13 protein-coding genes are annotated in these 13,803 nt (G+C 61.5%); 8 read left to right on the forward strand and 5 right to left on the reverse strand.

The features are described from left to right. The first annotated feature begins 42 nt into the window (after nucleotides 1-42). Complete coding sequence (locus AC3EMP_RS11660; RefSeq protein ID WP_352596937.1) at nucleotides 43-438, forward strand: RidA family protein; 396 nt, start codon at nucleotides 43-45, stop codon at nucleotides 436-438. Here the strand turns inward: AC3EMP_RS11660 and AC3EMP_RS11665 are convergent, their stop codons facing one another. Continuing rightward, entirely contained in the window at nucleotides 439-1,530 is a 1,092-nt protein-coding gene (locus AC3EMP_RS11665; protein ID WP_352596977.1) for an LLM class flavin-dependent oxidoreductase, read from the reverse strand. A 120-nt stretch (nucleotides 1,531-1,650) separates the two neighbouring features. On the opposite strand from AC3EMP_RS11665, the gene AC3EMP_RS11670 reads away from it, so the two are divergent. From AC3EMP_RS11670 to AC3EMP_RS11690, 5 genes are all read left to right on the forward strand, one after another. Next, complete coding sequence (locus AC3EMP_RS11670) at nucleotides 1,651-2,412, forward strand: HpcH/HpaI aldolase family protein (RefSeq protein WP_352596935.1); 762 nt, start codon at nucleotides 1,651-1,653, stop codon at nucleotides 2,410-2,412. A gap of 155 nt (nucleotides 2,413-2,567) precedes the next feature. Further along, nucleotides 2,568-3,767, forward strand: coding sequence for a pyridoxal phosphate-dependent aminotransferase (locus AC3EMP_RS11675; RefSeq protein ID WP_023729164.1), 1,200 nt, complete (start codon nucleotides 2,568-2,570; stop codon nucleotides 3,765-3,767). Nucleotides 3,768-3,843: 76 nt separating this feature from the next. Further along, a complete protein-coding gene (locus AC3EMP_RS11680; protein WP_023682726.1) occupies nucleotides 3,844-4,641 on the forward strand; it encodes an ABC transporter substrate-binding protein in 798 nt (265 codons plus the stop codon). A gap of 149 nt (nucleotides 4,642-4,790) precedes the next feature. Further along, complete coding sequence (locus AC3EMP_RS11685) at nucleotides 4,791-5,465, forward strand: amino acid ABC transporter permease (protein WP_023667812.1); 675 nt, start codon at nucleotides 4,791-4,793, stop codon at nucleotides 5,463-5,465. A gap of 45 nt (nucleotides 5,466-5,510) precedes the next feature. Then, nucleotides 5,511-6,782, forward strand: a complete 1,272-nt coding sequence (locus AC3EMP_RS11690) for a cysteine desulfurase-like protein (protein ID WP_023729165.1) — start codon at nucleotides 5,511-5,513, stop codon at nucleotides 6,780-6,782. Between the two features lie 7 nt (nucleotides 6,783-6,789). Here AC3EMP_RS11690 and AC3EMP_RS11695 read toward each other — a convergent pair whose 3' ends face one another. The 3 genes from AC3EMP_RS11695 to AC3EMP_RS11705 all read right to left on the reverse strand — a co-directional run bounded on the left by AC3EMP_RS11695 (nucleotide 6,790) and on the right by AC3EMP_RS11705 (nucleotide 10,314). Beyond that, the gene (locus AC3EMP_RS11695) at nucleotides 6,790-8,751 is read right to left on the reverse strand and encodes a 3-hydroxyacyl-CoA dehydrogenase NAD-binding domain-containing protein (protein ID WP_023667814.1); all 1,962 of its coding nucleotides are present in this window, start codon (nucleotides 8,749-8,751) and stop codon (nucleotides 6,790-6,792) included. A 223-nt stretch (nucleotides 8,752-8,974) separates the two neighbouring features. Further along, nucleotides 8,975-9,952 carry a UDP-glucuronic acid decarboxylase family protein gene (locus tag AC3EMP_RS11700; RefSeq protein WP_023667815.1) on the reverse strand — a complete coding sequence of 326 codons (978 nt, stop codon included), beginning with the start codon at nucleotides 9,950-9,952 and terminating at the stop codon, nucleotides 8,975-8,977. Nucleotides 9,953-10,131: 179 nt separating this feature from the next. Next, nucleotides 10,132-10,314 carry a hypothetical protein gene (locus AC3EMP_RS11705; RefSeq protein WP_023667816.1) on the reverse strand — a complete coding sequence of 61 codons (183 nt, stop codon included), beginning with the start codon at nucleotides 10,312-10,314 and terminating at the stop codon, nucleotides 10,132-10,134. Between the two features lie 102 nt (nucleotides 10,315-10,416). On the opposite strand from AC3EMP_RS11705, the gene AC3EMP_RS11710 reads away from it, so the two are divergent. Both AC3EMP_RS11710 and AC3EMP_RS11715 read left to right on the forward strand, forming a co-directional pair. Then, nucleotides 10,417-11,697 (forward strand): nucleotide sugar dehydrogenase, encoded by a 1,281-nt coding sequence (locus AC3EMP_RS11710; protein ID WP_023686926.1) that lies wholly within the window; start codon nucleotides 10,417-10,419, stop codon nucleotides 11,695-11,697. Nucleotides 11,698-11,728: 31 nt separating this feature from the next. Beyond that, nucleotides 11,729-12,748 carry an NAD-dependent epimerase gene (locus AC3EMP_RS11715; RefSeq protein WP_023667818.1) on the forward strand — a complete coding sequence of 340 codons (1,020 nt, stop codon included), beginning with the start codon at nucleotides 11,729-11,731 and terminating at the stop codon, nucleotides 12,746-12,748. Nucleotides 12,749-12,818: 70 nt separating this feature from the next. On the opposite strand, the gene AC3EMP_RS11720 is transcribed toward AC3EMP_RS11715, so the two are convergent. After that, a complete protein-coding gene (locus tag AC3EMP_RS11720) occupies nucleotides 12,819-13,715 on the reverse strand; it encodes an AraC family transcriptional regulator (protein WP_023667819.1) in 897 nt (298 codons plus the stop codon). Between the last annotated feature and the right edge of the window lie 88 nt (nucleotides 13,716-13,803).

Here is a 13,803-nt window from a genome sequence, read left to right on the forward strand (position 1 = left end):
TGATTTGAGATTGATCTTTAAGAATACCGGGGAGGCTTGAAAATGCACGAGATCCTGCAGCCGGAGGGCTGGGCGAAACCGGTCGGCTACGCCAACGGCATTGCCGCGCGCGGCAGGCTCGTCTTCGTGGGCGGACAGGTCGGCTGGAACGGGCAGTGCCAGTTCGAGACCGACGATTTCGCCGGCCAGGTGCGGCAGACGCTGCAAAACATCGTCGCCGTGCTGGCGGAAGCCGGCGCGGAGCCACGGCACATCACCACGATGACCTGGTATTTCACCGACAAGGCCGAATATCTCGGCAATCTCAAGGGTATAGGCGAGGCCTATCGCGAGGTGATCGGCCGGCATTTCCCAGCGATGGCCGCCATGCAGGTGGTGGCGCTGGTGGAAGATCGCGCCAAGATCGAAATTCAGGCAACCGCCGTCATTCCGGAATAATCAGCCGCGCAGCCCCGCCTGCCTGAGCAGCGGCAGCACATGGTCGCAGAAATAGGGCAGTTCCCTGGTGTAGTTGACGAACGACAGCGCGATGCCCTGGTAGCCATGCCCGGCAATGGCAGCCATCTCGGCGGCGATCGTCTCCGGCGTTCCAACCAGCGGGTAGGTGCCGGCGCCGCCGGCGAAACGCTGCCGGTAGCGGTCATAGGCATGCGGGTCATGCGACTGCGAGAACTCCTTCTTGCCGGCCATATGGGCATCGACCGCATCGTGGTCGGCCAGATCGACGGCATAGCGCGTGTAGTAGGCCTGCGCCTCTTCCATGGTTGGTCGGCAGACGACATGCGCCACCGTGTAGACGCCGACATTGCGGCCAACCTTGTCGGCCCGCTCGCTGATGTCGGCGACATGCTTGCCGGCATCGCCCATTTCCGAAAAGGTGGTGAACAGATAATCGCATCGGGCGGCGGCGAAATCGCGGCCCGGGCCACCGAAAGCCGCGTTCATGGTCACCGGGCGTGGAACCTGCAGGCTCGCCGGCCGGCTGACCGCTTCCTTCAGCCGATAGTAGGGGCCTTCATAGTCCAGAGGCTGGTCCGAGGCGTAAAGCTTTTCCAGGATTTCGATCCATTCGGCGGCCTGGTCGTAGCCCTTTTCGACCAAAGGCGTGCCGAACATGCCGAATTCCTTCGGGTTCCAACCGCAGACGATGTTGAGACCGGCGCGGCCATGGCTGATATGGTCGACAGTTGCCAGCGCCTTGGCGGCATAGAGCGGATGCACCAGCGGCACATGCACGGTCATGAACAGGCCGATCTGCTCGGTGGCCACCGCCAGCGCTGCCGCCCAGGTGAAGGTCTCGAACGACCATTCGCGCACCTTGTTGCGGCCGCCAAAGCCACGCCAGCGCGCGATCGGCAGCATAAATTCCAGCCCGGCGCGGTCGGCGGTCTGCGCCGCCGTCAGATTGTCCTGCCAGCTTGCCGTCCAGCGTTCCGGCACATCGGTGATGGCCAGACCGCCATCGGCATTGGTCGAAAAGACGCCGAGCTTCAGTTTGTTCGAGCCGTGCAGGGGATGCGTTTTGATCATCATGGGAACTCGTGGCGGGAGACCGACACGCTAGGCCCGCGCAAAAATATTTCAAGCCTGAAATAGCTTCGCCTCGCCGCCGATTGCGGATATGAATTTGGAGGGGAAAAGGGGATGGATATGAGCGCGTTCCGTCAGAAGTGCATCGGCAAGACCAATCTCGTCGGCTCCTTCGCCGCTATTCCCCATCCCGTCGCCGTCGAAGTGATGGCGCTCACCGGCCTCGACTTCGTCTGCATCGACTGGGAACATACCCAGATCGCGCGCGACACGATCGAAACCATGGTGCGCGCGGCCGACGTGCATCGCGTGCCGGCCATGGTGCGTGTTCCCGGTCATGCGCCGGAAGCTATCCAGGCGGCGCTCGACAGCGGCGCACAAGGCGTGCTCGTGCCGCGCGTCTCGACCGCTGCTCAGGCCGAGGCGGCGGTGAAAGCCTCGCGCTATCCGCCGCTGGGCGAGCGCGGCGTCGGGCCTGGCCGCGCGGCCGGCTATGGCTATCGCATTCCCGAATATCTGGCCGCGGCCAATGACAGGGTGGTCGTCGCGGTCCAGGTCGAGACATCGGAGGGGCTGGCCAACATCGAGGCGATCGCGGCCATAGACGGCATCGATGTGGTCTTCGTCGGCCCCGGCGATCTCTCCGTGTCGATCGATGCGATCGGGCCCAAAGGCGTGGACAAGCTCAATGAGGCGATCACAAGGATCATCCGCGCGACCGTCGCGCATGGCAGGACATCGGGTATATTTTGCGCCAGCCCACAGACGATCAGCCAGTGGGCCGCTATCGGCGCGAGCTTCTTCGTGCTGGCCAGCGATACGATGTTTCTTGGCGCCGGCGCTGCGGCCAACTGCACCGCTGCGCGCGCCGAGCTGCGGTAGACGGGCGGGATCGGGCAAAAACTTTTTAAGCTTAAAACTTTTTCCTTGAAAAGCGCAGCACATTGGATAGCATCCAAACTCGATGGCGACTGTCGTGCCGGTGGGGCTTGCCGGGCAGTCCGTCGCGGTGCTCCGGGTGGGAGGGGTTTCAGTCCTTGTCGTTCATACTGCCCCAGTCATCGTCCAGCGCGCGTTATGCTTTCGACGGCGTACGTGCCCAGATCCGTGACCTGCACACCGAAAACATTGCCAACCTTGCCGTGCGCGCCCGAGAACTGGGCGACGTGATCGCGCTCTGGTACGGCGAAGGCGACATGGTGACGCCCGCTTTCATCCGCGACGCGGCGAAGGCCGCCTTCGATGAAGGCCAGACGTTCTACGTCCCTAACATGCGTGGGCACCCCCTACTGAACGAGGCGCTGTCGGAATACCAAACGCGCATTCACGGCCGGACGATCCCGATTGCGCGCACCACGGTCACGCCTGGCGGCATGCAGGCGCTGTACCTGGCGCTGGAACTGCTGGTCGATACCGGCAGCAACGTCGTCTATGTCGCGCCGCAATGGCCCAACATCCACAACGCCATCCATCTGATCGGCGGCGAGCCAAGGCCGTTTTCGCTCGACTTCAAGGGCGACTGGCATCTCGATCTCGACCGGCTGTTCGCCACTTGCGATGCGCGCACACGCGCGATCTTCCTGTCGACGCCGTCCAACCCGACCGGCTGGACCGCGTCGCGCGAGGAGATGCAGGCGCTGCTCGACTTCAGCCGGCGCACCGGCATCTGGATCATCTCCGACGAGGTCTATGGCCGGCTCTATTTCGACGGCAATGTTGCTCCTTCCATCCTGCAGATCGCCGAGGATGGCGACCGGGTGCTGTCGGTCAACAGTTTTTCGAAGGCGTGGGCGATGACCGGCTGGCGCATCGGCTGGCTGACGCATCCGTCGGGGGTGGCCGACCAGCTTGGCGCCATGACGCAGTACACCAACAGCGGCACCGCCGCGCCTATCCAGGCAGGCGCTGTCGCCGCCATCCGCCAAGGCGAGCCGCTGGTCGAGGAGATCAGGCAGCGGATCAAAACCGGCCTCGACCTTGCCTATGACAGGCTGGCCCAGATTCCCGGCATCATCCTGCCGACGAAACCGCGCGGAGGCATGTATGCCTTCTTTGCCATGGACGGCGAAAGCGACGCCCGGCAGGCCTGCGCCAGGATACTGGAGACGGCGCGCGTCGGGCTGGCTCCCGGCCACCTCTTTGGAAATTCGGCAGCGGCCTTCCTGCGGATGTGCGTGTGCCGTGAACGCGACCAGATAGCGACCGCGCTCGAGCGCATGGTCGCCGCCATGAATTGACGCCCCGCTGGGAGGTGGGACGGCAACAAACCGTGCGGGAGCAAACCCGCCCGATCACAACCAGAGGGAACACAAAATGAGCTTCACTCGTCGCAACCTGCTTCTTCTCGCCGCCACGATCGGCATCGCTGCCGGCCCGGCCACCGCCTTTGCCGCCGATGTGCTCAATGTCGGCGCCTACCCGACCAATCCGCCCTTCGAATACAAGAACGAGAGCGGCACGTTCGAGGGCTTTGAAGTCGACATCGTCAACGAAGCGGCCAAGCGTGCCGGCATGACCACCGACATTGCCGACCTCGGCTTCCAGGCGCTGTTCGCGGCTGTCAGTTCCAACCGCATCGATGTCGCGATCTCCTCGATCACCATCACGCCGGAGCGACTGAAAACGCTGTCCTTCACCCAGCCCTATTATGACTCCGACATGGGCATTGCGACGAAGACCGATAGCGCTGTTAACACCGAGGCCGACCTCAAGGGCAAGATCGTCGGCGTGCTTTCAGGCTCGACCGGCGAGACCTGGGTCAAGGCGCATCAGGAGGCTGACGGCTACAGCGACGTGAAGGGCTATGACACGCAGCAGAACCTGCTGCTCGACCTCAGCGCGGGCCGCGTGGACGCCGCCGTCAGCGATATTCCGGGCATGGAATACTCCTTCACCAAGATGAAGGACCTCAAGGTCAAGCAGCGCATCAAGACCGGCGAACAGTACGGCCTGATGATGAGCAAGGACCATCCGCTGCTCGGCAAGCTGAACGACGCGCTGACCGCGATGAAGAAGGACGGAACGCTGGCCGCGATCCACAAGAAGTGGTTCGGCAGCGACGCGCCAGCCGATTCCTCGACGGTCAAGGAAATGCCGCTGCCCAAGGCCTGACCGGCAATGCACTGAATCGTGCCGGCTCCCGGGCCGGCACGATTCATTTCACGCTCCGGCGCCTGCTGCCGCACGGATAGCCTCATCGGAGGCAAGGTCGATTGGTTTTAACTTGAGCATCCTTTGCTCTGGGGTTCGGGAACGCTCCCATGTCGCTGATCGACACCTTCTTCAATCCTGACGTGATCATGTCCAGCCTGCCGGCGCTGTTGCGTGGCTTCCTGAACACGCTGCTGCTCGGCATTTTGAGTATCGGCATCGGCATTCCCATCGGCCTGGGGATCAGCCTGTTGCGGCTCTATGCGCCGAAGCCGCTGCGCTGGCTGGCGGTCGGCTACACCGACATCTTCCGCGCCCTGCCGGTGCTGGTGGTGCTGATCCTGATCTATTATGCGCTGCCCTTCCTCGGCATCCGTCTGTCGTCCTGGGCCTCCGCCGTGACGGCGTTCGCCATCATCATGTCGGCCTATTCAGCAGAAGTGTTCCGCTCCGGCATTGAGAGCATTCCGAAAGGCCAATTCGAGGCAGCACAGGCGCTCGGCCTGCCTTTCCTTTTGACCTTGCGCAAGGTGGTGCTGCCGCAGGCGATCCGCGTCGTCATCCCGCCGATGACCAGCAATTGCGTCTCGATGTTCAAGGACACGTCGCTCGCTTCCACCGTTGCGCTGCCTGAACTGTTGAAGGAAGCGACCAACGCGCAGTCGCTCTATGCCAATCCCTCGCCGCTGATCGGCGCCGCTTTGGTCTATCTCATCTTCCTCTGGCCGATGGTCCGCCTCGTCAGCCTGCTCGAAGACCGCTTCAAGACCGAGAAGACGCGCTGACCTCATCAACCGTCCCGCTTCCCAAGCCATTCGCAGGAGATACAGTTGAGCAATTCCCAAGCCGCCGGCGGCTTTCCGGTCGACACCATCCGCGCCATGTTTCCAGCCTTGCAGCGCGCCGGTGATTTCATCTTCATGGACAACGCCGCCGGCGCGCAGATCCCGCAGAGCGTGCTCGACGCGGTGACCAATCACCTGGTCTCGCACAATGTGCAGCGTGGTGGTCGCTATGGGCGCTCGGTCACGGTCGACCAATCGGTTGCGGATGCTCGGACGAGCGTGGCCTTGCTGATCAACGCCTACAGTCCGTCGGAAATCTGCTTCGGCATGAACGCCACCTCGTTCATTCGCCTGGTCAGCCTCGGCATCGGCCAGATGCTGGCCAAGGACACAGAGCGCGACGAGATCGTCATCACCGATATGGACCACGACGCCAACATCGCCACGTGGCTGGCGCTGGAGCCCGCCGGAGCGAAGTTCAAATGGTGGCGCATGCGCGAGGACGGCAACCTGCATGTCGACGACCTCAAGCCGCTGGTTTCCGATCGCACCCGTCTCGTCGCCTGCACGGTGACCGCGCATTCGATCGGTTCGGTCGTCGACGTCGCTTCGGTGGCCGCGATCGCGCATGCGGCCGGCGCCGAAGTGTTCCTTGACTGCGTGCATTACGGACCGCACGGGCTGATCGACGTGCAGGCCTGGGACTGCGACTATCTCGTCTGCTCCGGCTACAAGAATTTCTCGCCGCATATGGGCTTTCTGTGGGGCCGCTTCGAAACGCTGAAGCGGCTGCCGACCTTCCGCGAGGATTTCATCCCCGACGAGCCGCCTTACAAGGTCGAGGCCGGCACCTTCATCTACGAGAACGTCTCAGGCATGGATGCCGCGGTGCAGTACCTGGAACTGATCGGCCGCAATCTGGCGCCCTCCAACAACCGCTCGCGGCGCGACAACATCGTTGCCGGCATGGGCGCTATCCGCGACTACGAAGTGCTCCTGGCGCGTGAGATGCTCGCGGTGCTCAAAGCTTGCGGCGCGACCATTTACGGGGTTTCGGAAGAGACCCGCATCAACGAGCGCGTGCCGACCTTCTGCTTCAACATCGGCAAGCTGTCGCCGCAGCGGATCGTCGAGGAAATGGCTGAGATGCAGATCGGCATCCGCGACGGCCATATGTATGCGCCCCGGTTGATGAAGCGTCTCAACCTGTCGATGGACAGCGGCGCCATCCGCGCCTCGCTGGTCCATTACAACACGGTCGACGAGGTCAGGCGTTTCGGCCAGGCGTTGCGCGCCGTCGTAGCCAAGCTGTCGTAGCTGGTCCTTAAACCTCTCCGGCGCGGAACATCGGCCCGCCCTTGTGGGCCGGGAAGCCATAGCCGTTGATCATCACCAGATCGATGTCGGAGGCACGCGCCGCGATGCCTTCGGCGAGTAATGCCTTGCCCTCTTCGGCCATTGCCGCCAGTAAGCGCGTGACGATCTCATCGGACGAAAAGCGGCGCGGCACGATGCCGTTGGCCGCTCGCACGGCCTCGATCAGCGCCGTTACTTGCGGGTCGCTCCTGCGTTCGCCGTCCGAATAATCGTACCAGCCGCGCCCGGTCTTGCGGCCGAAGCGGCCGGCCTCGCACAGCCGGTCGGCGATTTCAACATAACGTGCTTGCGGATCGCGCATCGCCGCCTGTCGCTTGCGCCGCGCCCAGGCTATCTCCAGCCCAGCCATATCGTTGACCGCGAAGATCCCCATCGGGAAGCCCCAGGCCTCCAGCGCGGCATCCACCTCATCGGGTGCTGCGCCATCCTCCACCATGAACTCCGCCTCGCGGCGGTAGGCGGAATAGATGCGGTTGCCGATGAAACCCTCGGTAACGCCGCACACGACAGGCAGCTTGCCGAGCTTTCTGACGAAGGCGATAGCCGAGGCGAGCACGTCGGGCGCCGTCGCCGCGCAATCCACCACTTCGGTGAGCCGCATGACGTTGGCCGGCGAGAAAAAATGCAGGCCGACGATCCGCTCGGGCCTGGCGGTTGCCGAGGCGATCTCGTTGGGGTTGAGGTAGCTGGTGTTGGTCGCAAGGATGGCGTCCGGGCGGACGATGCGATCAAGCGTCCGGAAGAGGTCGGTTTTTACCGCGAGATCGTCGAACACCGCCTCGATGACCAGATCGGCCTGCGCCAGCCTGTCGGCTTCGCTGGCCGCTTCAAACCGGCTCAGCGCCTCCCTGCGCGCATGATCGGTGAGACGGCCGGATTGGACTGACTTGTCGAGAAGGCCGGCGATACGCGCGTATCCTTTTGCCGCGGCGTCGTCCGTCTGCTCGACGCCGATTACGCCATAGCCGGCATTCAAGGCCGAGACCGCGATGCCTGCACCCATCAGGCCGGTTCCGACGATACCGACGGTCTCGACCTTGCGAGGCGTGACACCCTCCAGCCTGTCGACTTTGCTGGCTTGCCTCTCGGCAAAGAAGACGTGGCGCAACGCTGCCGCTTCGCGAGAATCCCGGAGGCGCAGGAAGGTCGCGCGTTCGTCCGCAAGACCGTCCTCAAGTTTGGCCGTGGACGCAGCCCGGACCAGTCTCACGGCTTCTGCAGGCGCGATCTGTCCACGGCTGCGGGAAAGCACCTTCTTTGCGGCTGCCGCGTCGGCCTCAGGTTGCGAGCGCGGGACGGAAAGCGCGCCCGTGGGCCGCAGCGGTTGGCCGACGAGATGGCGGGCGACGTCGAGCGCGCCTTCGGGAAGATCGTCGGCAATGGTATCGATCAGACCGAGAGCGAGCGCTTCGTCGGCATTTGCGGGCCGACCCGTGCCGATCAGGTCAATTGCGGCGACCGTGCCGATGAGGCGGGGCAGGCGTTGGGTTCCGCCGGCCCCAGGCACTAACCCGAGCTTGACCTCGGGCAGGCTGAAGCTGGCCGCCTTGCTGGCCACCCGGTAGTGGCAGGCCAGCGCAATCTCGCAGCCGCCGCCGAGCGCCGCGCCGCCTGCTGCCGCCACGATCGGTTTGGCGAAGCTCTCGATCGCTTCGATCACGTCAGGCAGTGTGGGCGAGACAGCGGGCTTGCCGAATTCCTTGATATCGGCGCCACCGATGAAGGTGCGCCCAATGGCGGTCAGCACCACGGCAGACACTTCATCCGACGCCGCACGCCCAAGCGCAGCCATCAGTCCGGCCCTGACATGGAAGGACAGCGCGTTGACCGGCGGATTTTCGATCGTGACGACGAGAACGCCATCGACGATCTTGCCTGTGACACTCTCGGAAAATCGTGCTGTGTTCATGGAGTTTTATCCCGGAACGACGGCAAATCTTCCTCCTCCTTCTGCTCTCCGCCAAATGCCGGTGTCCCGGCTCGGACGGATGAAGCGCCATGGTTCTTCAAATAATTTCAAGCTTAAAATAATTAGAATTCAAAAAACTTCAAGCCTACCGGAGTCGACTGCAAAAGGCGTCGCTACCACGACGGTGATCGGTCAGACTTGACGGTTGCACTGCGGTGCCGGGTCAAGGCGAGTTTGTGGAAACCTTCGGCAGCAGGGCTTTGAAATAGTCGATCGTCTGTTGCAGCCCGGCTTCCAAAGTCACCGTCGGCTCCCAGCCGACAAGCCTTTTGGCAAGGGTGATATCGGGCTGGCGGTGCCGCGGATCGTCTTGCGGAAGATCGCGGTAAATTATATCCGAACCTGATCCGGTCATCTGCGTCGTCAGTTCGGCCAAGCGCCTGATCGTTACTTCCCTTGGATTGCCGATGTTTACTGGACCGGTCACCTCCGGCCCCGTATCCATGAGGCGCAGCATGCCGCTCACCAGGTCGTCGACGTAGCAAAACGACCTTGTCTGTGAGCCGTCGCCGAAAATGGTTATCGGTTCACCACGAAGCGCTTGCACGATGAAATTTGAGACAACCCTGCCGTCTGCCGGGTGCATGCGCGGCCCGAACGTATTGAAAATCCGCGCGACCTTGACCCACAAGCCATGTTGTCGGTGATAGTCGAAGAACAGCGTTTCGGCGCAGCGTTTGCCTTCATCGTAGCATGAGCGCGGCCCGATCGGGTTTACATTGCCCCAGTAACTCTCCGGCTGCGGATGCACAGACGCGTCACCATAGACCTCGCTGGTGGAGGCCTGAAAGACTTTGCATTTCAGCCGCTTTGCCAATCCAAGAACATTGATGGCGCCGTGCACGGCGGTCTTGATCGTCTGAACCGGGTCGTACTGGTAGTGAACAGGCGAGGCCGGACACGCCAGGTTGTAAATCTCATCGACTTCGACGTAGAGCGGAAAGGTCACGTCATGGCGCATGAATTCGAAGCGGGGATGCTTGGCCAAATGGTCGATATTGCGCTTTGATCCGGTGAAAAGGTTGTCGACACACAAGATTTCGTCGCCTCGTTCCAACAGGCGGTCAATAAGATGCGAGCCGATAAACCCTGCGCCCCCGGTAACGAGAATGCGTCTGCGGCTGTCATAGAGTCTGGCCAATTTCTGCTCCCAGGCAAATGCTGATCGACCAGATATCGGTCGCCACACGCAGGATACGACGTGTCCGCAGCCAATGCACAAGGACCAAACTGAAATTTCGCAGATCCGCTCGGTGCCGATGCGAATTCCGATCCCGGCATTTGGTTTGATCAGAAGGCACGATTGAGGCCGATAGTGGCCTATGGATTGGCAGCAGAGAATATCAGCCCTGTCGTCAGGGCCGCCGCTGCGTAGATGGCCGGCAGAACCTGACGGTTCACCCCAATCCGCAGCAGAGAGTGGCTCGAAACCCGGTCCTGCTGGATTTTATCCACAACATCGATGGCATCGGCGGATGGCAACATGAAAATGGCAACGACCATTTTTCGTGAGACATTCCTCTTCGCGATAGAGCATCGTTGAATTGGCCAACAGCCTGCCATACAAGCACGTCGGCTCAACAGGTGGCTCGAGGAACCCCACGGATGTCCGAACGCATTGCAGTTATCGGCCTGGGTTATGTCGGCCTGCCGGTAGCCATTGCCTTTGGGAAGGTTTTCCCCGGCACCATAGCTTTTGACATCAGCGAGCGTCGGATCGGGGAATTGCGTGGCGGCGTCGATCGTACGGGAGAAGTTGATGCAACGGCGCTCAAGGAGACCTCGATAGGGCTGACCACCGACCGGGAGATGTTGAAAGGCGCTACTTTCTTCATCGTCGCCGTGCCAACCCCTATCGACGCAAATCGCGCTCCCGATCTAGCTTCTTTGAAACTGGCGTCCGAACTCGTCGGCGAGGCGGTGAGCAAAGGCGCCGTCGTCGTTTTTGAGTCGACAGTCTATCCAGGTGTGACCGAAGATTTCTGTGGGCCGATCATCGAGCAGGTTTCCGGCCTGCGACATCCCCGCGACTTTGCCCTCGGCTATTCGCCCGAACGCGCCAACCCCGGCGATCGGGAACACTCGCTGCAAAAGATCGTCAAAGTCGTCTCCGGCGAGAATAACGAGACGCTGGAGCGCGTCGCGAACGTTTATGGCCGTATCATCGATGCCGGCGTCTACCGCGCCCCGTCGATCAAGGTGGCCGAGGCAGCGAAGGTTATCGAGAACACCCAGCGCGATCTGAACATCGCGCTGATGAACGAACTGGCAATGATCTTCGAGCGGCTCGATATCCGGACGCAGGATGTTCTTGATGCTGCGTCGACGAAATGGAACTTCCTTCCCTTCAAACCGGGGTTCGTCGGCGGCCACTGCATCAGCGTCGATCCATATTATTTGACCGCCAAGGCCGAGGCCGAAGGTTACCATCCGCAGATCATCCTCGCCGGACGTCGCATCAATGACGGCATGGGGGCCTTCGTCGCCCAGCAGGTTGTCAAACGGCTGATTGGTTCTGACACGCCCGTCAAAGGGGCTTCTGTCGGCATTCTCGGGCTGACATTCAAGGAGGACGTGCCGGATTTGCGCAACAGCCGCGTTTTCGACATGGTCAAGGAACTAAGGCAGTTCGGAATTGTCCCCAAAGTCCATGATCCCCTTGCCGATGTCGAAACCGCTCGGCGTGATCACGGCGAAACAATCCTGCCGCTCGATGAGATAAACGATTTGCAGGCGCTTGTTCTGGCGGTGCCTCACAGGCAATATCTCACCAACGAAAGAGCGCGTCTTTTTCAAATGATCAGGCCGGGGGGGACACTGTTCGATGTCAAGTCGGCCATCAAGCCCAATGAAGTTCCCGACAACATAAAATACTGGAGCTTGTAAAGCTCGCCTGAAATTAACGCTAGGATATGCAGTGACATCAAGCAGGCCGATACTGATCACCGGCGCAGCCGGGTTCATAGGGTTTCATCTTTGCCTGAGGCTGCTTGCCGAAGGAGGCCAGGTTATCGGCCTCGACTCCATGAACGAGTATTATGACGTCAGCCTGAAGCAGGCTCGTCTCGAGCGGCTGAAAGCGTTTTCGAATTTTTGTTTCGAGCATGCCGATCTCACGGAGCGGGACCGTATTTCGGAGCTCTTCCTTTCGGCCGCGCCGGAGGTTGTCGTCAATCTCGCGGCGCAAGCCGGCGTACGCTATTCGATCAGCAATCCGCACGCCTATGTGGAAAGCAACCTCAGCGGCTTTGTCAACATCCTGGAAGGATGCCGGCAGGCGTCCGTCGGCCATCTGGTCTATGCATCGTCGAGTTCGATTTATGGCGGCAGCACCCGCATGCCGTTTTCCGTGCACGATCCGGCGGACCATCCGCTCAGCCTTTACGCCGCAAGCAAGAAGGCGAACGAGCTGATGGCGCACACATACAGCCATCTGTTTGGACTGCCGACCACCGGGCTGCGTTTTTTCACCGTCTATGGTCCGTGGGGGCGGCCGGACATGGCGCTGTTCATCTTCGCCAAGGCTATCCTCGCCGGCGAGCCGATCGAGGTCTTCAACTATGGCAACATGCAGCGGGATTTCACCTATATCGACGACATTGTCGAAGGTATTATCCGCGTCATGCAGCAACCCGCGACACCCAATCCTGAGTGGAAAAGTGTCGCGCCAGACCCAGCGACCAGCAACGCCCCGTTCAGGATTCACAACATCGGCGGCAATTCGCCCGTTCAACTGAACCGATTGATCGAGGTGCTCGAAGACGCGCTGGGACGCAAGGCAAACCGCAACCTCAGGCCACTTCAGCCAGGCGACGTTCCGGCAACTTTCGCCAATGTCAGCTCGCTCGAGGAGGCGACCGGCTTCAAGCCCAAAATCCCGATCGAAATAGGGGTTCCGCGCTTTGTCGAATGGTACCGGGAGTTCTACCGAGCATGATCGGACGCTTCGCCACCTGGAGGCGGCTGGCTCCTGACCAGCCATGGCTGGCGCATGCCGCTCGGAAAACTCAATAAGCCGCAGCCGAACTGGGTGTTGCCTGAAGGCGGTCAATATCTTTCCGGGGCGGCGCACCGAACAGGCGACGATATTCTCGGCTGAACTGCGAAGGGCTGTCATAGCCCACCGCGAACCCGGCCGTGCCTGCGTTTGCGCCGCCGGCAAGCATAATCCTTCGCGCCTCCTGCAGGCGCAGCTGCTTCTGGTATTCGAGCGGGGTCATGCGCGTAATCGCCTTGAAATGGGCATGAAGGGACGACGCGCTCATGCCTGATGCCGCCGCAATCTCTTCGATGCGCAGTTGTGCCTGGAAATGATTGCGGATCGTGGCGATGGCGCGGCTGACCTGGTTCAGGTGGCTGTCCACCGACGCCATCTGGCGAAGCGTGTCACCGTGCGGTCCGGTGAGGAGCCGGTAAAGGATTTCGCGTTCGATCAGCGGCGCCAGCACGGTGACGCTCTCGGGGCGATCGAGCAGCCTGACAAGCCGACAGGCGGCATCAATCAGGTCGGGGTCACTTGGATAGGCAGCTAACACCGGCAGATCCCTGCTGGGGGATGCACGTCCTTCTTTCACAAGCAGTTCGGCCAGCGCGGTGGAATCAAAATCTATCTTGCAACAGAGGTAGGGCGCCGCCGGGCTCGCCTCCAACACATGCCCGACCAGCGGCAGGTCGACCGAGACGAGCAGGTAGCTCGATGCGTCATAGACCACGCTCTGGTCGGCCAGCGAGACGCGCTTCGATCCTTGGGCGATTATGCAAAGCGACGCCTCGTAGACCGCAGGCACGGGTGCACTGGGCTGGTTGGCGCGAATGAGCGACAGCCGCGGCACCGCAGTGCCGGCCATGCCAGATTTCGGCGCAAAGCGGGTGATCAGCTCGGCGAGTTCATTGATTTTCTCCATGCCGCATAAATCTTCATGGCGCGAAATGTTGCAAGGCATTTCGAGTTCATTTGGAGGATCGTGCAAACTCTTTGGACGATCACGCTAC

It is taken from the genome of Mesorhizobium sp. P160219, assembly GCF_057786095.1.

Excerpts from the sequence above, each read along its gene's own strand:
- AC3EMP_RS11660 (WP_352596937.1), top strand. The coding sequence starts at position 43 with ATGCACGAGATCCTGCAGCCGGAGGGCTGGGCGAAACCGGTCGGCTAC.
- AC3EMP_RS11665 (WP_352596977.1), bottom strand. The coding sequence starts at position 1,530 with ATGATCAAAACGCATCCCCTGCACGGCTCGAACAAACTGAAGCTCGGC.
- AC3EMP_RS11670 (WP_352596935.1), top strand. The coding sequence starts at position 1,651 with ATGAGCGCGTTCCGTCAGAAGTGCATCGGCAAGACCAATCTCGTCGGC.
- AC3EMP_RS11680 (WP_023682726.1), top strand. The coding sequence starts at position 3,844 with ATGAGCTTCACTCGTCGCAACCTGCTTCTTCTCGCCGCCACGATCGGC.
- AC3EMP_RS11685 (WP_023667812.1), top strand. The coding sequence starts at position 4,791 with ATGTCGCTGATCGACACCTTCTTCAATCCTGACGTGATCATGTCCAGC.
- AC3EMP_RS11695 (WP_023667814.1), bottom strand. The coding sequence starts at position 8,751 with ATGAACACAGCACGATTTTCCGAGAGTGTCACAGGCAAGATCGTCGAT.
- AC3EMP_RS11705 (WP_023667816.1), bottom strand. The coding sequence starts at position 10,314 with ATGGTCGTTGCCATTTTCATGTTGCCATCCGCCGATGCCATCGATGTT.
- AC3EMP_RS11710 (WP_023686926.1), top strand. The coding sequence starts at position 10,417 with ATGTCCGAACGCATTGCAGTTATCGGCCTGGGTTATGTCGGCCTGCCG.
- AC3EMP_RS11720 (WP_023667819.1), bottom strand. The coding sequence starts at position 13,715 with ATGGAGAAAATCAATGAACTCGCCGAGCTGATCACCCGCTTTGCGCCG.